The organism is Chloroflexota bacterium (assembly GCA_040902225.1).
Lineage (GTDB): Bacteria > Chloroflexota > Limnocylindria > QHBO01 > QHBO01 > CF-167.
On sequence record JBBDXT010000007.1, the window covers coordinates 447,062 to 465,601 of the forward strand.

20 protein-coding genes and 1 pseudogene are annotated in these 18,540 nt (G+C 69.8%); 4 read left to right on the forward strand and 17 right to left on the reverse strand.

The features are described from left to right. Positions 1-165 precede the first annotated feature (165 nt). Positions 166-1,020 carry an inositol monophosphatase family protein gene (locus WEB29_10925; GenBank protein ID MEX2137442.1) on the forward strand — a complete coding sequence of 285 codons (855 nt, stop codon included), beginning with the start codon at positions 166-168 and terminating at the stop codon, positions 1,018-1,020. Here the strand turns inward: WEB29_10925 and WEB29_10930 are convergent. Then, entirely contained in the window at positions 1,017-1,685 is a 669-nt protein-coding gene (locus WEB29_10930; protein ID MEX2137443.1) for a CoA pyrophosphatase, read from the reverse strand. The two genes, WEB29_10925 and WEB29_10930, sit on opposite strands and share 4 nt — an antisense overlap. On the opposite strand from WEB29_10930, the gene WEB29_10935 reads away from it, so the two are divergent. Then, the gene (locus WEB29_10935) at positions 1,684-2,127 is read left to right on the forward strand and encodes a hypothetical protein (protein MEX2137444.1); all 444 of its coding nucleotides are present in this window, start codon (positions 1,684-1,686) and stop codon (positions 2,125-2,127) included. The two genes, WEB29_10930 and WEB29_10935, sit on opposite strands and share 2 nt — an antisense overlap. Here WEB29_10935 and WEB29_10940 read toward each other — a convergent pair. Genes WEB29_10940 through WEB29_10995 form a run of 12 tightly spaced genes read right to left on the reverse strand, consistent with a single transcriptional unit; the run spans position 2,124 to position 14,629 of the window. Continuing rightward, positions 2,124-2,924 (reverse strand): ABC transporter ATP-binding protein, encoded by an 801-nt coding sequence (locus tag WEB29_10940; GenBank protein MEX2137445.1) that lies wholly within the window; start codon positions 2,922-2,924, stop codon positions 2,124-2,126. The two genes, WEB29_10935 and WEB29_10940, sit on opposite strands and share 4 nt — an antisense overlap. Next, a complete protein-coding gene (locus tag WEB29_10945; protein MEX2137446.1) occupies positions 2,921-3,757 on the reverse strand; it encodes an ABC transporter ATP-binding protein in 837 nt (278 codons plus the stop codon). Before WEB29_10945 ends, WEB29_10940 begins: the two co-directional genes overlap by 4 nt. Beyond that, on the reverse strand, positions 3,745-4,545 hold the full coding sequence (locus WEB29_10950) for an energy-coupling factor transporter transmembrane component T (GenBank protein ID MEX2137447.1): 801 nt from the start codon (positions 4,543-4,545) through the stop codon (positions 3,745-3,747). The genes WEB29_10945 and WEB29_10950 overlap by 13 nt, the downstream gene beginning before the upstream one ends. Next, positions 4,542-5,783 (reverse strand): hypothetical protein, encoded by a 1,242-nt coding sequence (locus WEB29_10955; GenBank protein ID MEX2137448.1) that lies wholly within the window; start codon positions 5,781-5,783, stop codon positions 4,542-4,544. Before WEB29_10955 ends, WEB29_10950 begins: the two co-directional genes overlap by 4 nt. Before the next feature lie 5 nt (positions 5,784-5,788). Next, entirely contained in the window at positions 5,789-6,799 is a 1,011-nt protein-coding gene (locus tag WEB29_10960) for a nucleoside hydrolase (protein ID MEX2137449.1), read from the reverse strand. 18 nt (positions 6,800-6,817) lie between these two features. Beyond that, the gene (locus tag WEB29_10965) at positions 6,818-7,720 is read right to left on the reverse strand and encodes a hydroxymethylglutaryl-CoA lyase (GenBank protein MEX2137450.1); all 903 of its coding nucleotides are present in this window, start codon (positions 7,718-7,720) and stop codon (positions 6,818-6,820) included. 12 nt (positions 7,721-7,732) lie between these two features. Further along, a complete protein-coding gene (locus tag WEB29_10970) occupies positions 7,733-9,727 on the reverse strand; it encodes a biotin carboxylase N-terminal domain-containing protein (protein ID MEX2137451.1) in 1,995 nt (664 codons plus the stop codon). A 24-nt stretch (positions 9,728-9,751) separates the two neighbouring features. Further along, positions 9,752-10,543, reverse strand: a complete 792-nt coding sequence (locus WEB29_10975; GenBank protein ID MEX2137452.1) for an enoyl-CoA hydratase-related protein — start codon at positions 10,541-10,543, stop codon at positions 9,752-9,754. Then, positions 10,540-11,346 carry an SseB family protein gene (locus WEB29_10980; GenBank protein MEX2137453.1) on the reverse strand — a complete coding sequence of 269 codons (807 nt, stop codon included), beginning with the start codon at positions 11,344-11,346 and terminating at the stop codon, positions 10,540-10,542. The genes WEB29_10975 and WEB29_10980 overlap by 4 nt, the downstream gene beginning before the upstream one ends. Before the next feature lie 35 nt (positions 11,347-11,381). Continuing rightward, on the reverse strand, positions 11,382-12,401 hold the full coding sequence (locus WEB29_10985; protein MEX2137454.1) for a hypothetical protein: 1,020 nt from the start codon (positions 12,399-12,401) through the stop codon (positions 11,382-11,384). 4 nt (positions 12,402-12,405) lie between these two features. Continuing rightward, entirely contained in the window at positions 12,406-14,004 is a 1,599-nt protein-coding gene (locus WEB29_10990; protein ID MEX2137455.1) for a carboxyl transferase domain-containing protein, read from the reverse strand. A gap of 40 nt (positions 14,005-14,044) precedes the next feature. Next, on the reverse strand, positions 14,045-14,629 hold the full coding sequence (locus WEB29_10995; protein ID MEX2137456.1) for a hypothetical protein: 585 nt from the start codon (positions 14,627-14,629) through the stop codon (positions 14,045-14,047). Positions 14,630-14,819: 190 nt separating this feature from the next. Here WEB29_10995 and WEB29_11000 point away from each other — a divergent pair. Next, positions 14,820-15,162 (forward strand): annotated as a pseudogene (locus tag WEB29_11000) (tRNA-binding protein). Positions 15,163-15,192: 30 nt separating this feature from the next. After that, positions 15,193-15,630 carry a hypothetical protein gene (locus tag WEB29_11005; protein MEX2137457.1) on the forward strand — a complete coding sequence of 146 codons (438 nt, stop codon included), beginning with the start codon at positions 15,193-15,195 and terminating at the stop codon, positions 15,628-15,630. Here the strand turns inward: WEB29_11005 and thyX are convergent. The 4 genes from thyX to WEB29_11025 all read right to left on the reverse strand — a co-directional run bounded on the left by thyX (position 15,627) and on the right by WEB29_11025 (position 18,540). Next, a complete protein-coding gene (gene thyX / locus WEB29_11010; GenBank protein ID MEX2137458.1) occupies positions 15,627-16,559 on the reverse strand; it encodes an FAD-dependent thymidylate synthase in 933 nt (310 codons plus the stop codon). The two genes, WEB29_11005 and thyX, sit on opposite strands and share 4 nt — an antisense overlap. A 73-nt stretch (positions 16,560-16,632) precedes the next feature. Continuing rightward, positions 16,633-16,845: a hypothetical protein gene (locus WEB29_11015; protein ID MEX2137459.1), complete on the reverse strand. Its 213-nt coding sequence runs from the start codon at positions 16,843-16,845 to the stop codon at positions 16,633-16,635. Between the two features lie 10 nt (positions 16,846-16,855). Continuing rightward, positions 16,856-17,119 carry a hypothetical protein gene (locus tag WEB29_11020; protein ID MEX2137460.1) on the reverse strand — a complete coding sequence of 88 codons (264 nt, stop codon included), beginning with the start codon at positions 17,117-17,119 and terminating at the stop codon, positions 16,856-16,858. Further along, positions 17,116-18,540 (reverse strand): GGDEF domain-containing protein, encoded by a 1,425-nt coding sequence (locus WEB29_11025; GenBank protein ID MEX2137461.1) that lies wholly within the window; start codon positions 18,538-18,540, stop codon positions 17,116-17,118. Before WEB29_11025 ends, WEB29_11020 begins: the two co-directional genes overlap by 4 nt.

The following is an 18,540-nucleotide window of genomic DNA, read 5'->3' on the forward strand; positions in this document are numbered from 1 at the left end:
GTGGCGCCGACCGCTGCCGCATGGGGGTCCAGTGCCCAGACCTTGTCGCCCGCATCCGTTTTGTCACCTCGGTCTCCAACTGTTCAAGTCATCTGAACTGTTGCAGGACCTGCCTTACCGGTGGATGAGCGTCGACTTATCGCGGCTCCGCTACGATCGATGCCGATGCCCACCTCCTACTACGACGACCTTGCGTTCGCGGTTGCCCTGGCAGACCAGGCTGGCGAGCTGCTCACTACCAGCTACGAGCAGACGATGAAGGTCGATCGGAAGAGCAAGCGGGATGTCGTCACCAACGTGGACTACGCCAGCGAAGCGCTCCTGATCAAGGCCATCCGCGAGCAATTTCCAGGCGACGCCATCCTCGCTGAGGAGTCCGGCCGCCACGAACGGGCTGATTCGGCTGCGCTTCCTGCGACCAGCCCCGGTCGAGGCCGATGGAGCCGACGCATCTGGGTCATCGACCCGCTCGATGGCACGGTGAACTACGCCAACGGGATCCCGTTCTTCTGTGTCTCGATCGGGCTGATCGAAGCGGGGCGGCCGGTGGTCGGCGTGGTCCTCGATCCACTCCGCGGCGACTCCTACGCGGCGACAGCTGATGGACCCGCAACGCTGAACGACAAGCCGGTCCGAGCGAGCGAGAAGGGCGTGCTGGGCGACTTCGTGGTCAGCATGGCGATCATCGGCCGTGGAGGGATTGCGCGGGAACGGAGAGTTGCGCACGAGATCCGCATCTCGAGGCGAATGGGCAGTGCTGCCCTGGCGCTGGCCTACGTCGCCTCCGGCCGCTTCGATGCGAACGTGCAGAACGGCGGCCTCTCTCTGTGGGATGTCGCAGCCGCGGGATTGATCGCCGAGCGTGCGGGGGCGAAGGTGACGGACCTGTACGGCGGCCCGTGGTGGAACGTCACCAAGCGCCCGGCCCGGCTGAGCATCGTCGCCGCCCCTGAGCCGCACCACGCAACGCTGATCGAATTGCTGCGCCTCGCGCGAACGACGGTCCAGACCCGGCGCTAGCGGGAGTCCGCTTCGCGCAGGACCGATGCGAACATGGCCAGCGTGCGGGCGGTGGCGCCCCAGATGCGATGACCCTGGTGCCGATAGACGGCAGCGCGCAGCGACCAGCCGGGCCCCTCGATCAGTTCCTCACCGACCGCGCCATCGGTCAGCAGGTGGCGCAGGGAGACTTCGACGATCTCCGCCACCTCGTCAGTGTGCGGCACCAGTGCAGGCTGCTCTGCCGCCGTGCCGACGAACGGGCGCAGCTCGAAGTTGCTGACCGGGATCCAGATGTCGTCGAGGACACCGGCAATCGCCACCGCGGCGGGGTCGACCCCAACCTCCTCCCACGCCTCCCGCAACGCGGTCGCCTCGCGGGAGGCATCGGCCGGGTCAACCGCGCCGCCTGGCAGCGAGACTTCACCGGGGTGCTCGCGCAGGTCGGCGTGCCGGACGGTGAGCGGCACCGTCAGCTCGGCATCGGCACCGGGATAGACCAGCAGCAGGGTGGCAGCCGCACGTGCCGGCGGGAAGGTGGAGCGGTCGTAGCGCGGGATGCTCGAGCCGTCGGCTGCCTCGCGCGGGGCGAAGCGCGGATCGGCAACGATCGGTCGGGTCGCCGCACTCAGTGCGTGGGCGATCGCTTCCTGCCATCCATGCTCGCCGCGTAAGATTCGGTCCATGGCCTTCCCGGCTCCCGCTGATCGCGACTCATTGACCCGCGCCGCCCTGTACAAGACGCGGGTGCTCGTCAATCGCACGCCGCACTTCACCACGCGGGCCCGCCGCGAGGCAAATCGAGGCCTCGACCTGCTCGACGCGCAGCTGGGGCTGAACCAGGTGAATCTGCCCGAGGCGGTGCGCGGCATCGAGCTGTTGATCCGCGCCACCCCCTCTCTGGCCTTCAGCCTGCTGCGCGACGCTGCCTTCGTCGATCGCTTCGGCGCCGCGCTGCGCTACCTCGGCCTGCGCGGGATCGGCCAGCGGCTCGACGAGGTGACGCACTCGATCATGGCCGAGCCGATCCCGGGGCCGACCCGCGGGCGCCGTCATCGGGACGAGCTGCCCCCCGAGGAGCGGGTCGACGCCGAGGGGAAACCGCTCCCGCCGCGACCAGGCTTCTAGAGGGCTGCCAGAAGTGCGTCATCGGTAGGGGTGGCGCCCAGTCCAAGTCGCGAGCCAACGACCGCGGGGAGTGGCGGCTCCAGGTTGGTCGAGCGCAGTGCGTCCCACGAAGCCTCGCCAAAGGCCGATGACGGCGTCCCATCCAGGATCACCCTGCCGGTCCTGAGCACGACAACCCGATCGAAGGACGTGGCCACGAATTCCATGTCGTGGCTGACGGCAATGACGGTCCTGCCCGCTGCGTGAGCGCGGTCGATGGCGAGCTTGACGATCTCCACGCCTCGCATGTCCAGTCCGGTGGTCGGCTCGTCCAGGACCAGCACGGGCGTGCCCATGGCCTGCACCGATGCCAGCGCCAGGAGCTTGCGCCGCGAAGCTCCCAGGTCATACGGGTTGGTGCCGGCATCTGCCTCGAGTCCGACCTCGGCCAGGGCCTCGTCGACCGCCGCGCGCAGCGCACCGCCGCTCAAGCCGAGGTTACGCGGCCCGAACTCCACCTCGCGGCGGACGCTGCCGGCGAAGATCTGGCGATCGGGGTCCTGGAAGGCAAGCCCAACCGAGCGTGCCAGTTGCGCCACCGTGCGCGTTGCCACGTCGATGGGATCGTGCAGGACGCGCCCCGTCGTGGGTCGCAGGAGTCCGTTGAGATGGCGCACCAGGGTCGTCTTGCCGCTGCCGTTCTGGCCGATGAGGGCGACCCGTTCGCCGGCGCCGATGCGCAGGTCGATCCGGTCGAGCGCCAGTGCCCCACCCCGTGGGTATCGGAAGCTGACTCCGTCGAGGGTGATATCGGTCATCGCGCCAGCGCCAGCGCCTCGTCGAGGCGGGCGAGTGCCGCCGCCGGCAGCTTCGCCTCGCCAGCCGCTCGCCGCAGGCGGACGACCGCCGGGGGAGCCACGCCGAGGTCGGTGAGCCGTGGATCGGCCAAAATCTCGGCGGCGACCCCGTCGAGCACCGTGCGACCGGCGTCGAGAGCCACGACCCGTGAGCAGATCGCTGCCAGCAGATCGGTCTTCTGTTCGGCGACCAGGATCGACGCACCGTTGGCCGCGAGGCCGGCCAGGGCCGTCGCGACCATCGCCGTGCCCGCGGGGTCGAGCTGGGCGGTCGGCTCGTCCAGCACCAGGTGCGCGGGGCGAAGGGCGAGCAGGCCGGCAATCGCGACCAGCTGCTGCTGTCCGCCGGAGAGCTGGGCGGGGTCGCGATCGGCGAGCGACTCGATCCGCAGGGCCGCCAGCGCCTCTTCGGTTCGACCGATCACCTCGGAACGTGGCAGGCCCAGGTTCATTGGTCCAAAGGCGATCTCTTCGTAGACCGTGGCGGCCACCCCGGAAAGCTGCGTGGCGGGGCTGGCGAAGGCGATCCCGATCCGCCCGGCCAGCTCGTGCATGGCGAGTGGGGCCGTCTCCTCCCCGTCGAGCAGGACGCGTCCCGTGAGCGTGCCGCCCACGGTTCGCGGTGCGAGCCCCGAGGCGACCAGGCAGATGGTCGTCTTGCCCGCCTCGGAGGCGCCCACCAGGCCGAGCACCTCGCCGTCGCGCAGCTCCAGGCCCACCTCGTGGAGCGACGGGCGGGGGGCGCCGGCGTAGCGGTAGGTGACGGATTCGAGGGTCAGCATCAGCGCAGCCATCCCAGCCAGCCCAACGCGCGCGCGAGGATCAGCAGCGGCACCGCCAGCATCAGCAGCCAGCGGGCCAGTCGTTGGCGCGCCGAGTCCGGTGGCCACCACAGCAGCGTGCGACGCCCCGGGCGGCTGAATCCGCGTGCCTCGAGGGCCATCGTTCGCCCCTCGACCTCGGTGATAGAGCCCAGTAGGACCGGTCCGGCCAGGGGCAGCACGCCGCGCAGCCGCCGCCACAGCGATCCCTCTGTGTCGAGGCCGCGGGCCCGCTGCGCGGCCGTGATAGTCGCCGCCCGCTCGACCAGGCCCGGCACCGTCTGCACCGAGGCGAGTGCGACGAACGCCATGCGCGGCGAGACGCCGCGGCGCTCGAGGTCGAGCACCAGCTCGGACGCCGGCGTGGTCAAGTAGAAGAGGGTGATGGCGCCGCTGATGGCACCGATGCGGGCCAGCGTCTCGAGCGCGAACCCGAGGCCCTCCGCGGTGGCAGTGATCGGCCCGACCTGGAACAGGATCTCGCGACCCGCCGGGAAGAAGAAGAGGTTGACCAGCAGCACGCTGACCGCGATCGGCAGGGTCAGCAGCAGTGCCGTGCGCAGCAGCCGGCCAAGGATTCGGCCCATCACGGCAGGGACGACGACCGCCACCGCCGTCAGGATGGCCGGGCCCAGCAGCCCCCCGGCCATCACGGCCAACGCCGTGGTCACCGCCGCCAGCGCCGCCTTGGTGAGCGGGTTGAGGCGATGGACGCTGGTCGGTCCGGGCGCCCCCAGGAACGAGGGGAGGCGATCGGTCAGGCGGAGGTCTCCTCGAGCACCTGCTCGCCCTGCGGGAAGCGGGCCTTGAAGCGGTTGGCCAGCGCAGACAGGATCAGGTACACGGTGAAGAAGGTGGTGACCTTGTCGATCGGGTCACTGATCAGGCCCTGCCCGGTCGTCGCGGCGTAGACATCGGCACCGGCCTGGCGGAAGGCAGCCACCAGGAAGTCGGTCCCGGAGGCGGTGACCCCTCCGAAGACGCCAGCGGCGATCGGCGCGCTGATCAGAGCCGCCACGATCCCGGTGAACACGCCCGCCACCACCACGTAGGCGGCCGTCAGATCGCGGCGCACCAGGAGCAGGGCGAAGAGGCCCAGCACCGCCAGGACAACCAGGGCCAGGGCCAGGTAGCCGAGCAGGACAAAGATCAGGTCGACGCTGGCGGGGTCAGGAAACAGGTTGATCTCGGTCTGGAAAATTCTGGTGTAGGCCAGCGCGGCGGCCCAGGTCAGCACTCCGACCAGCGCCACGGTGACGGCGCCGCCGGCAAGGAGCTCCGCTGAGGAGCGGTTGGGCCGCGGCCGCAGGAATCCGGCACGCCCCAGCAGACCGGCGATGACGCCGATCGCCACCGCTGTGATTGCAAAGGCCGCGGCCGGTTGATATTGGAACGGCGGCGGGATGACGTACGACCACAGGATGTTGCCCAGCCCGCCGGTGAGCGCGCCGGCGATCGGCCCGCACAGCACTCCCACCAGGATGGTCCCGATCGAGTCGAGGTAGATCGGGATCTTGAGGGCGGACGCCACGGTCTGGCCCAGGATCACGTTGATCCCGATGCCGACCGCCATGAGCAGGTAGGTTCGGGTGCCGAACTGCCCGGAGAGGGATGCGAGCCGCCCGGTCTGCACCAGCTCCAGGCCATAGGTCACGACGGCACCGATGACCATGGCGACGGCCAGGATCAGCGCCCACGAGTTGGCGGCCTTGGTGTTGGCGAACGTGTTGGGGTCGACCGCGTTGGCGTCGCCGAAGTCACCAAAGCCGATGATCCCGACGTAGGTCGCCACGGCGAACGCGACGAGTCCGGCGGCGACGCGCATCGGGCCCCACTCCCCTGTCTGGGCCAGGGTGAGGCCCGCGTACACAACGTCGGCCACGATGACGCCGACCGCCGCGGAGAGTGGCCACACCTGCCCCGTGGCGTACAGGCCGAGTCCGACGACGGCCCCGACCGCCAGCCCAATTGCGATGCGCATCCATCGGGCGGAATCCATGGCCCTCAACCTCCCTTGTGCTGTGGCTGCATCACGCGGGTCGGCACCGCGACCGCGCGCGTGAGGCGTTCCAGGAGCTCGCGATGCATCCCCTCCGCGTCCAGCTCCGTGACGATGCTCACCGGCAGGCGAGTCTCGTCCCTGGATCGGTACAGGCTGCCGGCCAGGTGCGGATCGTTGCCCGTGTCGCAGGCCAATCGCTCATCGACGGCCTCGGTTACCAGGTCGGGGCGCAGCAGCGACCCGATCAGCGTGACCGGGTCATGCAGGTAGCAGCCGTCGATCCCCTCCGCGTGCCGGTGGAAGGAGATGTAGAAGCGCACCGCGTCACGCACGATCGCCGACAGGGGTGTGCCCGGCAGGGCGTCGAGATCCTCGAGCGTGAAGATCAGGTCCTGGGTGGCGTCGAGCGGAAAGATGCGCGAGATGGCCCCGGCGGCCAGGACTGCTTCGGCCGCCTCGGGATCGACGCACGCATTCCATTCGCCGGTCTCCGTGGTGTTGCCCCGTTCCTCCAGCGTGCCGCCCATCCAGATCAGCTCGCGGAGCCCGCCGGCAAGATCCACCCCGTTCAGGACGGCGGATGCCAGGTTGGTGAGCGGACCCAGCGCCACCACGCTCAGCTCGCCCGGGTGTCGCTCGATGTGCGCGGCGAGGTAGCGCGGCGCGGGCACCGCCGTGTAGTCGGTCGATCCAAGCTCGGGATCCTCCCCGGTCAGCTCGACGTAGCCGGTGCCGGTGGGGCCGTGCGTGTCGGGCGCGGTGCGCAGGCGGCGATGGAGGGGGCGTGCCGCGCCGATGCTGACCGGCACGTCGCCGCGCCCCACCAGGCGCAGGATCTTGCCGGTGTTGCGCGCGACGTGGTGGATCTCGACATTGCCCGCCACGCAGGTGACGCCGCGAAGGTTCAGCTCGGGAGCGGTCGCCGCGATGAGCAAAGCGATCATGTCGTCGATCCCGGTGTCGACGTCCAGGAGGACCGGGCGGGGCTCGGCGTCGGTCGGGCTCGCCTGCATTGCCGTCATCGTACCCCGCTAGAGTGGCCAGCCACCGGCGCGACCCACCTTGCTGCCCAGTTCGCCTCCCAGCTGCGAGGCGATGAATCGGGCCGCCGCCAGGACGCCGTCCAGGTTCACCCCCGAACGAACTCCCTGGCGGTCGAGCAGGAAGACGAGGTCCTCCGTCGCCAGGTTGCCCGCCGAGCCCGGCGCGTATGGCGAGCCGCCGGTTCCGCCCGCCGAGGAATCGAAGCAGCGGACGCCCACATCCATCGCCGCCATCACGTTGGCGAGGGCCGTCCCGCGCGTATCGTGGAGGTGCAGGGCGAGCACATCCGGGCCGATCCCCGCGAGGGTCAGCGCCGCAAGCACCCGTGCTACATCGACTGGGGCGGCCACGCCAAGCGTGTCGGAGATCGACAGCTCGTCGACCCCAAGCCGCAGCAGCCGTTCAGCGACGCTCACCACCGCCCGTTCGTCCACCTCGCCCTCGTACGGGCAGCCAAACGCGGTGCTGACGTAGGCGCGGATCCACCAGCCGCGACGCCGCGCCTCGGCGGCAATCGGCTCGAAGGCCGCCAGCGACTCGTCAATGCTCATCCCGATGTTGTGCTGCACGTAGGCGTCGGTGGCCGCGGTGATGAGGCAGATCGCATCCACCTCCGCCGCGGTGGCGCGCTCCAGCCCGCGTGCATTCGGGACCAGGACCGGGTAGCGAACGCCGGAGCGTCGCTCGAGCCTTCCCAGCAACTCATCGGCATCGGCCATCTGCGGGATCGCTTTCGGGGAGACGAGCGAGGTTGCCTCGATCTCGTGCAGTCCGGCATCGGCGAGCATGCCGATGAACTGGAGCTTCGCATCGGTCGACACGACGGTCGCCTCTGCCTGCAGCCCGTCGCGCGGACCAACCTCGTAGATGCGCACCTCGGGCCGGGTCATCGGTCGGCCATCTTAGGCCGATACCTCCGCCAACAGGTCCCCGCGCTGCACCTGCTGGCCAACCCTGACCGCGATGTGGGTCACCGTCCCGGCCAGCGGCGTCACCACGGCATGCTCCATCTTCATCGCCTCGATCACGACGAGCGCCTGGTGGGCCAGGACCGATGCGCCCTCGGCAGCGCGCAGGGCGATGACGCGGCCCGGCATCGGGGCCGTCAGGGAAGCGCTGCCTCCTGCGTGGGCGGTCGCGTGACGCACCGCCTCCTCGACGCCTGGCGGCATGGCCAGGGAGAACTCGAGCGACTGGCCCTCGACGTCGATGTACGCGACTCCGGCGTCCACGACGACCTCGGCCTCCCCCGCAACCCCGAGTTCTACCCGCCGCTCTTCCTCGCCGTGTCGCATGCGGACCGCCGCCGGTGCCGCGGCGTGCCATCCACCGCCCCATGGGCTGTTCGGCTCGACCTCCAACAGGGCTGAAGCGGCCGTCGCCCAACTGGCCTCGTCCGGCATTGGCGCGGGCGGGAGCCGCAGGTTCGCCAGCGTATCGATCCGCACGTCGCCGTCGCGCATGACTGGCTGATCGAGCAGCCAGCGCAGGAATCGCAGATTGGTGCGCACGCCGAGGACGCGGGTCTCATCGAGCGCGGCGCGCAGCCGCGTGAGCGCCTGAGAACGCGTCTGGCCGGTGGCGATCAGCTTGGCGAGAAGCGGGTCATATCGGTCCGAGACGGCGTCGCCCTCGCGCACGCCCGTCTCGACCCGGACGCCGCCGGGCCAGCGAAGACGCAGCAGGCGGCCGGTGGCAGGCAGGAAGCCGGCATCCGGGTCCTCCGCGTACAGGCGCGCCTCGATGGCGTGGCCGCTCCAGCGCACCTCCGCCTGCGTGAAGCCGAGCGACTCTCCGGCTGCGATCCGCAGCTGGTCGGCGACGATGTCGCGGCCGGTCACTGCCTCGGTCACCGGATGCTCGACCTGCAACCGGGTGTTCATCTCGCCGAAGTAGAACTCGCCGCCATCGGTCACCAGGAATTCGACCGTCCCGGCGCTCGCGTAGCCGACCGCCGCAGCCACCTCCAGGGCAGCCGCTCCGAGCTGCTCGCGCAGCGCGCTGCTGACTGACGGCGCGGGCGACTCCTCGACGACCTTCTGGTTGCGCCTCTGGGCCGAGCAGTCGCGCTCGCCGAGGTGGACCCCGTGGCCATGCGCGTCGAACAGGACCTGGACCTCCACGTGGCGCGCCCCCCCGAGCAGTCGCTCCAGGATGAGCCGATCGTCGCCAAACGCGCGGCTCGCCTCGCGACGCGCCGAAGCGAGCTCCTCCGGCAGGCGGGCAGGGTCGCGCACCACGCGCATCCCTTTTCCACCCCCGCCAGCCGAGGGCTTGATGAGGACCGGAAAGCCGATCTCCGCCGCCGCGGAGGCCAGCGTGCCGTCGTCCTGGGCGTCGCCGTCGTAGCCGGGCACCACCGGGACGCCGTGTCCAACCGCCGTGCGCCTCGCCTCCGCCTTGTCGCCCATGGCGCTGATGGCCCCGGCCGGCGGCCCGACCCAGGCCAGCCCGGCGCGCACCACCGCCTCGGCAAACGACGGGTTCTCAGCCAGGAAGCCGTAACCGGGGTGGATCGCGTCGGCACCCGCGGCACGCGCCGCGGTAATGAGCGCCTCGCCGTCGAGGTAGTCGGAGATCGGCAGCGCCAGGTCGACTCCATCGGGCGGCCGCTCGTCGGGAGCGTGAACGCCGATGGTCCGGATGCCGAGGCCACGAGCCGTGCGGACGATGCGCTGCACGATCTCGCCCCGGTTGGCGATGAGCAGTGCACGGATCCCGGAGCCCGGCACCGGATGACCGGCCGCGACCGAGCCGAGCGACGAGCGCGATACGCGCACACGCCCGCCAACCCGGATGGCCGGCAGCCGCCCGTCGGCGACCCAGCGCTGCACGGTGCGGACGGTGACGCCCAACTCCTCCGCCACCTGGCGGGGCGTCAGCGTCTCGTCGGTCATGTCGCGATTGTCGCAGAGGGTGGGCTACTCCTCGCGCCAGGACGGCGAGCGCTTGTCAAGGAATGCGCCCAGCCCCTCCTGGCCCTCGGCGGAGACCCGCTGTCGGGCGGCGCGTTCGACGGTGAGCGTCAATGCGTCGCTGTGCGGCAGTCCGCGCTGGTCGCGGAGCATCGCCTTGGCGTTGCGGACCGCCTCGGGCCCAGCGGAGAGGATCTCCCCCAGCAGCGCCCCGACCCGGGCGTCCAGGGCTGGCCGGTCGGCGACCACCTCCGACACCAGGCCGATGCGCAGCGCCCGCTCGGATTCGAACCGCTCCCCGGTCAGGAAGAGGGCGCGCGCCGGCCCCTCCCCGATACGCCGCAGCACGAACGGGCTGATGACGGCCGGCATCAGGCCGAGCTTCACCTCCGTGAATCCAAAGGTCGTATCGGCGCTCGCCAGGGTGAGGTCGGCCACACAGCACAGCGCCATGCCTCCCCCCAACGCCGCGCCGTGCACGGCGGCAATCACCGGGACCGGGCACTCGTCGATGGCGAGGAGCATCTCCTGCAGGCGACCCGCATCGGCCTCGTTGTCCTCCATCGAGAGGCCGATCGAGGCGCGCTGCCACTCGATGTCGGCGCCGGCGCAGAAGGCCTTCCCCTCGCCTGCCAGCACGACAGCGCGCAGGCTCGTCGGCGACTCCGTCGTGAACCGGTCGAAGGTGGCGCGCAACTCGGCGATCAGCTCGGCGTTGAAGGCGTTGCGCACCTCCGGACGGTCCAGGGTCACGCGGGCGACGGCCCGGTCGCGCTCGACCCGCAGGACGTCGCTCACCCGCGGCCCCTGGTGTAGAACGGATCGGTGACGGCACGGACCGATGCCAGGAGTGGCTCCTCGAGCCAGACCACATCGGTCCCGTCCGGGACGTCCACGACCGCGGACGCACCTTCGCCTCCGAGCAGGCCGAGCATCAGCCGCGAGGTGCCGTCACTCTCCGACTCGACCAGCCAGGCGCTCTCGACATCGGTCTGGCGCAGGGCCTCGCGCAGGGCAGGCTCCAGCGCCATGGCATGCGGACCCGCGAGTCGCAGGCGGATCGAGCGGCGGGTCAAGGGTGGCGCGAGTGGCTCCTCGGTGCCGGGAAGGACCCCGGCTGCCAGGGCGGTCAGCTCCTCGGGTTCGAATCGATAGGTGATCGGGCCGGCCGGATCCATGATCGCCGGCACGCCGGCGGCGGCCATGTTGCCGATGGCGATGCGGGCGGGCAGCGGCAGGCTGGCGGTGCCACGCGGCGACCAGGCCGAGAGCGCCGCCACCGATGCGAAGCAGACGCTCGTCGCCCGACCATCGGCGTCGGCAGCGAGCAACACGCTGACCTCGACCTCCTCGTCGTCATTGACGGCCGCGGCCAGCGCCGCGTTGGCCTCGTCACCGTGCTCGGGTGGGACCGGCAGCAGCAGCGTCCCGTTCATGAGCGTCCGGTAGAAGGAATCGAGCGCGGCCCGGCCGCCTTCGCCACGGGCCTCTGCGTCCCGGGCCGTCAGCATGGCCTCGAAGATGGCGAGCGAGCTCTCCTCGAGGGCGCCACTCGGCGTCGAGCGGTCGTGCGAGCCGGGCTCCGGGGCGTCGAGGACCATGCTTGGCAGCCTAACACCGGCATGCGGTTCCAGATTCAGCCCGCCGAGCCCTCGTCACGCGCCTGGCGAGGCTGGCGAAATCGGTTTGGGGCAGTTGACTTCGGGCGGTTGAAGGGCGGGTCCCCGAGCGGCAGCAGATCCCAGGCGGCGATGTTCTTGCGGTCGCTGCACAGCCCCCACGTCCCATCCTTCAGCGTCGGATGCCCGATGAATGGGCGAAGGGCTTCTGGCTCGAGATGACACATCTGGATCAGCCGCAGCAGCTCGAGGTTCGGGGCGTCCGCCAGCGGGGCCAGATCGGTGATGCCCTTCATGGTGTCAAGGGCCACGAAGCGGAGGTTGCGGGATCCGGCGAAGGAGGGCAGCGAGGTGATGCCCCTGAGGGTCTGGAGGAAGAAGTGCTCAAGCGACTCGACCTCCGCCAGCGCCGACACGTCTGCCAAGCCGCGGATCCGCCAAAGCTCCACGTACGTCAGCTGACCGATCCGCGGGAGTAGCGCGACGTCGTGCGTTCCACCCAGCTTGATATCGAGCGAGGTCAGGTTGCGCAACGGCACCAGCGCCGAGAGATCGGGCAGTGTGATCGACCGCAGCGTGAGGTCCTCCAGCGCCTGCAGCTCGCCAATCGCCTCAATCTCCTTCTGCTGCCACTCCAGGTACAGCGTTCGGAGTCGACGGAACTTCGCCAGGTTGCGGAGGGAGAAGCGCTTCGAGCGGGTCCAGCCAATCAGCAGGTCCTCGAGCTCATCCGAGAGCAGGCCGATTCCGTCCATGCTCGGCAGCTCGTAGATGGCGTCGACCGAGAAACGGCGCAGACGGGGGAAGAAGCGGAGGAAGTCGAGGTCGGTGATCGACTCGTCGTAGCCGCCATACACCCGGAGCCTGACATCCGGGTGATCCGCCATGAAGTCGGCCAGCCGCTGGAATTCGTCATCGGTCAGCCGGCTGCTGATCTGGACCGTCGTGTGCTCCGGCACGAGCGGCGCCAGGTCCTCGTCGATCAGCGGCGAGCAGACCTCGCGGAGGGTCGGTCCGGGGAACCTCCTGTTGCCCACGGTGCTACATCCTGAACACGCCGAAGCGCGTCTCGGCGATCTCGGCATTCAGCGCCGCGCTGATCCCCATCGCCAGGACGCGGCGCGTATCCATCGGGTCGATCACGCCGTCGTCCCACAGTCGCGCGGTCGAGTAGTAGGGCGACCCCTGGCGCTCGTATTCGGCCAGGATCGGTGCCTCGAAGGCTTCCCGTTGCTCGTCCGTCTCGATCTCGCCACTCACAGTGGACAGGACACGGGCCGCCTGGGCCCCGCCCATGACGCTGATGCGGGCGTTGGGCCACATCCAGAGCTGGCGCGGTGAATACGCGCGTCCCGCCATCCCGTAATTCCCCGCCCCAAAGCTGCCGCCGATGATCACGGTGAACTTCGGCACCGCGGTGGTCGCCACCGCCGTCACCAGCTTGGCGCCGTCCTTGGCGATCCCGCCGGCCTCGTACTCCCGCCCGACCATGAAGCCGGTGATGTTCTGCAGGAAGACGAGCGGGATGCGCCGCTGGCTGGCCAGCTCGACGAAGTGCGCGCCCTTGAGCGAGGAGCTGCTGAACAGGATCCCGTTGCTGGCGAGAATCCCGACGGGGTAGCCCTCGACGTGCGCGAACCCGCAGACCAGCGTCTCGCCATATCGCTCCTTGAACTCGTGGAACTCGCTGCCATCGACGAGTCGGGCGATCACCTCGCGGACGTCATAGCTGAACCTCGGGTCAGCCGGGATGACGCCGTACAGCTCCTCCGGCTTGACCGATGGCGGCGCCGGCTCGCTGCGCTCCCATGGCGCCGCGGGCTTGCGCCAGGCCAGCGAACGGACGATTTCGCGGCCGATCGCCAGGGCGTGCTCATCGTTGAGTGCGAAGTGGTCGGCCACCCCGCTCGTCACGGTGTGGACCTCGGCCCCGCCCAGCTCCTCCGCCGTCACCTCCTCCCCGGTTGCCGCCTTCACCAGCGGCGGACCACCCAGGAAGATGGTTCCGGTCCCCTTCACGATCACCGTCTCGTCGGACATGGCCGGGACGTAGGCCCCTCCGGCCGTGGAAGAGCCCATCACCAGCGCAATCTGCGGGATGCCGCGCGCGGAGAGCTGCGCCTGGTTGTAGAAGATGCGGCCGAAGTGCTCGCGATCGGGAAATACCTCGTCCTGGAGCGGCAGGTAGGCCCCGCCCGAGTCGACCAGATACAGGCACGGCAGGCGGTTCTCGAGGGCGACCTCCTGGGCGCGAAGGTGCTTCTTGACGGTCATCGGGAAGTAGGTGCCGCCCTTGACCGTCGCGTCGTTGGCGACGAGGACGCACTCGACCCCCTCGACCAGGCCGACGCCGGTCACCATCCCCGCCCCCGGCGCCTCGCCGTCGTACAGGCCATCGGCCGCCAGTGCGGAGAATTCGAGGAAGGCGCTACCAGGATCAATGAGCCGCTCGACCCGCTCGCGGACCGGCATCTTGCCGCGCTCACGGTGGCGGGCGATCGAGCGCTCGTCGCCGCCGGCGCCTCGTTCGCTCACGGCTCGGGTTCGGGCCCGCAGCTCATCGACCTGCGCGCGCAAGGCGGCCGCATTGGCGGCGAAGGCTTCAGAGGCGGGGTCGAGGGCGGAGCGCAGGACGGCCATCAGTGCGGCGATTATCGCCGCACGGGCCCCTCGTGCGAGGCTAGGCCAGGGTCACCAGCGGCACGAGCTGGGTGATGTGCGCCGTGTTGACGATCACCACGCTGACCACGTGCTCGAACGGCGGCTCACCGTTGTGCAGGATGTAGGCATCGGTGAGCGGCAGGAAGCGACGGCCCTCGTAGGGGATCTGGTCGCCCGTATCGGCGGTCGGAGACAGGTGCAGGTTGCCGGTGACGCTGAATGGTCCAGCTGAGAGGGCCACGCGGCGCAGCTTGCGGTGGAGGCGGAGCTGTCGAGCCGCCCGCCATTCCGGCGGCATGGCCAGGATCAGCTGTTCGGTCACGACCGACTGCCACTCACCGGTGTCCTCGCCGGGCTCCGGGTTTGCACCATCGGCGCCAGTCGGTTCGACGATCGGGCCGGGGCTGGGATGCCAGAGCCGCAGCTCATCCTGGTCGTTGAGCAGGTCGGTGACGCGCTGGCCATTGGCGGAAATCCAGCCCACGATCCGCGCATCGGCGGTGTAGAGCTCGATCGGCGCTAGGTCGATGCCGGTCATTGCGACGGCGGCCGAGCCGGTGGCAATACCACCAGCGGCGCCTCGTCGCCAGTTCCAGAACGTCATGTCCGCATGGTGGCCGCACGTGGCCGAGTGCGGAAGGGACACGACAGTACTAGAGGGGGCTGTTGCACCCACACACCGACCCCCGGACCCCCGGACCCGCCTTGGCGCATCGCGAGGTGTTCAAGTGATCTGAACAGTTGCGCGGCACGAGCCACTCGCGGGGTGTCGCCAGCGCTGCTACGGTGCGCCCATGATCGACATCAATGACTTCGCCAGGGTCGACATGCGGGTGGGTCGAATCGTCGAGGTGCTACCGTTCCAGAGGCCCGCTACCCGTCCTACCGCGTGCGGATCGATTTCGGCGAGGAGATCGGTCAGCGGGTGAGCGCGGCACAGTTGACCGTCACTACCCCGATCCCTCCGCCCTGGTCGGACGGCAGGTGGTGGCGGTCGTCAACTTCCCGCCGCGACGGATCGCCGGCTTCGCCAGCGAGGTGCTGCTGCTCGGCGCGATGGGGGAGCGAGAGGCCGCCGCCGAGGTGTGGCTGCTCGAGCCGAGTCCGGAGGCTCCACTCGGGACCCGCATCGGCTAGGAATCCAAAGCCGCCATACTTGCTGGCCCGATGACCACCGACCATCCGCTCCTCGACCCCGCGCCGGCAGGGCTGCCGGAGCCGGACCTCTCGCCGCCCCAGATCGCGCGGGTCGGCGACCCGTTTGCCGGCCTCCGGCTCGTGCATTTCCTGGCGCGCCTCAGGCGCAACATCACCCACCAGCTGCGCGACGTGGTGACCTCGCTCAACGCCGCCTACCTGGACTGGTACTTCCCCGACAAGGTCGTCCTCGCCGAGCTGGTCCAGCTGCAGGCCAACTGGTCGATCTCGTACCACGGCGACGACCGGATCGTGCTCGACCGCAACGAGCGCGGTCACACGCTGCTGATCGTCGACTCCACCAAGATGACGCCCTTCCTGGTGAGCCAGGCCAACCGCCTGCGTGACGACTGCGACGATGAGCTGCGGCGATTTGCCCTGGGCGACGGAGTGACGACCGACAACTAGACCCGGTCGGCGTCTCCCGCTGACTCGCTGGCGACCAGCGCCGGTCTCTCGGGCACGTTTGTGTCGTCCAGGACCGGGATCGGCGTCCGGCGCGGCCTCGGCCTGAACGGTGATGTCTCGGGCACGACCGGTCCATCGGTCTCGGCCAGTTCGCCGGAGCGGTAAGCCTCCCACACGGCCATCACCGTGTCGCGGTGCGGTCGAATGCGGCAGTGCTCGTCGCGGTTGCCCATCTCGTCGCAGTAGCCGAGCGGCACGCACTTAGGGGCCAGGAAGGAGCCGAAGAAGGGCGAGACGCGGAAGATCTCGTGGCGGATCTGCTTGAACAGCTGGCGGATCTCCCACTGGGCCATGGTGCACAGCCGCAGGCCGCTCATGTGGATCAGCTGTCGCAGGTTGACGGTCATGATCAGGTTGGTCTGCATCGCGTTCGGGAAGATGAAACGGGCGTCCTCGGCTGGCACCTCGGCCTGCAGCAGCTGCCCGTACAGTTCGAGGTTGGAGTCCACCGCGGCCTGGAACTGGCCGGCGAGGTCGTCCGGCAGGTCGCCCTTGGCGATCGAGTCCGGGATGGTGTAGTTGTCCCTTGCCTTGAACGACACGTAGCGCTGCGACTGCTGGTCGAAGGCGGTCCCGGCCCGATGGCGCACCAGCTGATGGGAAAGGGTCCGGGTCACGCCACTGATGGCGAAGGTGAAGTTGACGTGCTCGATGGTCGAGCCGTGGCCGGATTCCATCACCTTGCGGACGAGCGCCTGCTGCTTCTCGTCGGCGACGCCGCGGCTGACCGCCTTGTCCCAGATCTGGTCGGGCAGCTGCTCGGAGTAGCAGGTCCGGCAGGCGGTGTAGATGATCGGGAGGTAGTACTCCTCGACGATCTCCTTGGTCGGAAAGATGAGCTTGGCGGACACGTCAGAGGTGGTCGGCATGGGACCGCGAGGATACCACCGTGGGACCGATCAGGGGGCGCTTATCCACAACCTGTAGTGGTGTGCATAAGTTCTAGGCCCGTATCTTGTGGCGCACTCCGACCACGACCAAGATGCCTCCCGCGACAATCAGACCCACCCCGACGACATTGAAGGCAATCGTCCCGATCGTCTCGCAGGCCCGACTGTCGGACTCGCTGAAGCAGGACTGAGCCTGCGGTGCAACGATCAGGGCAGCGATGCCAACGGCGATCAGAAATGCGCCGAGCCAGAGCTTGGCTGTCATCTCGGCGAGTCTAAGGACTCGTGTTGCGTCGGGATCGTCCGCTGCGCCCGGATTGCCGAGGAGGGCGCTCCTCGGTCGGCGAGCCACGCAGCGCCAGCACGATGGCCGCAGTGGCGACCAGGGCCAGACCCACGACCTTCAGAATGATCGTGCCGCCTGTCTCGCACGCGGTGCTGTCGAAGTCCATGACGCAGGACTGCGCCTGCGGAGCAACGAGCAGCACTGCAAGGCCGAGCACGATCAGAAGAATTCCCAGCCAGTGCCACCTGGTCATGCGTTCCCCTCGGCGAATTCGGCGGTAAGCGTCTCAACGTCTCGCTCGGGTTCGTCAATGCGGGCCAGCCCGTGGAGCCGATCGAATGCGATCCGGTTGCCGCCGGCCGCCCGCGCGGACGCGAGCGCCTCCTCGGCGGCCGCCAGGAGCTCATCGCCACTGAGCGTCATCCCAGGGCGCATCAGCGCGATCCCGATGGAGAGGCTCACGGTGACCTCGCCCCGCTCGGTCATGACCCGGCGCTCGAGGACCCGATCCAGGACCGCCCGCGCGAACATCACGGCGCCGCCTTCGCCGGTGTGCGGCAGGATCGCCAGGAAGGCGTCGCCGCCGACGCGACCCACCGCATCGGCCTCGCGCATCCGCACCCGCAGGCGAAGTGCGATCCTGCGCAGCATTTCGTCGCCGACCTCCAGCCCGTGCTCGTGGTTGAGGTCGGTGAACCGATCGATGTCGAGCAGCACCACCGCCACCGGGTGCGCGTAGCGGCGTGCCTCGGCCGCCTCGGTCCGCAATCGGTCGAGCGTCGGCCAGCGGCTGGGAAGCCCCGTCAGCGGATCGGTGCTGGACGCTCGGTCGATCTCGACCCGCTGCAGCTCGATCAGGTGGCGCGCGGCGACCAGGTCGTCCAGCGTGGCTCGCAGCTCGCGCGTCAGGCGAGCGAGCTCGTCGTACTCGGGCGGGCTTTCAGAAGCGGCGGGTCGTTCGTGAACGGCCGGAGCGGGCTCAGCGACCGCGGTCCGGTGCGCGCGGCTGGCCAGCAGCCGCCAGCCGAGCACCAGCGCGGCCAGGGCCATGCCCAAGGGACCAATCAGGCTCTCCGTCCCGGAGGAGCGGCCAACTGCGATGGCCCCCACGGACGACGCCGCGATGCCGAGCGCGGTGGCGCGGGCTGGGGCGTCGAGGCTGGTCGCAGCCGCGGCCGCCACCAGCAGTGCTCCGCCGGCGAGGAAGATGGGCGCAATCCGCGCCGGGACCGACCATCCCGCGGCCACCAGCATGCCCGCCAGGCTGGCTTCTACCAGCGCAATGGCAATGAGGAGGCCGACGATCCGTCCCCGTCGGGTGGCGATGGCCCGCTGCCGCAGGACCGACCCAGCGACGAAGACAGCCGCCGCGGAGGTCAGGCCGATGCCGAGGCCAAGGACTCCGGCAGCATCGAGGGCGACCACGGCAAAGGCGGTCGCGATCATCCCCAGGCCGGCGAGGTCGGCGAGATCGCGGATCCGGCCGCCTTCCAGCGCCGCATCGACCGCGATCAGCAGGGCGAGGCCGGCGATGACGGCGACGGTTGCGGCGACCGCCGGCGCGACCCACGGGAGCGTCGATCCCTGCAGGGACGGAAACGCCCGAACCAGGCCGATGGCAGCCAGCGGCAGGAGCACCGCCACGGGGCGGCCTCCGGTGCGCGCGATGATCAC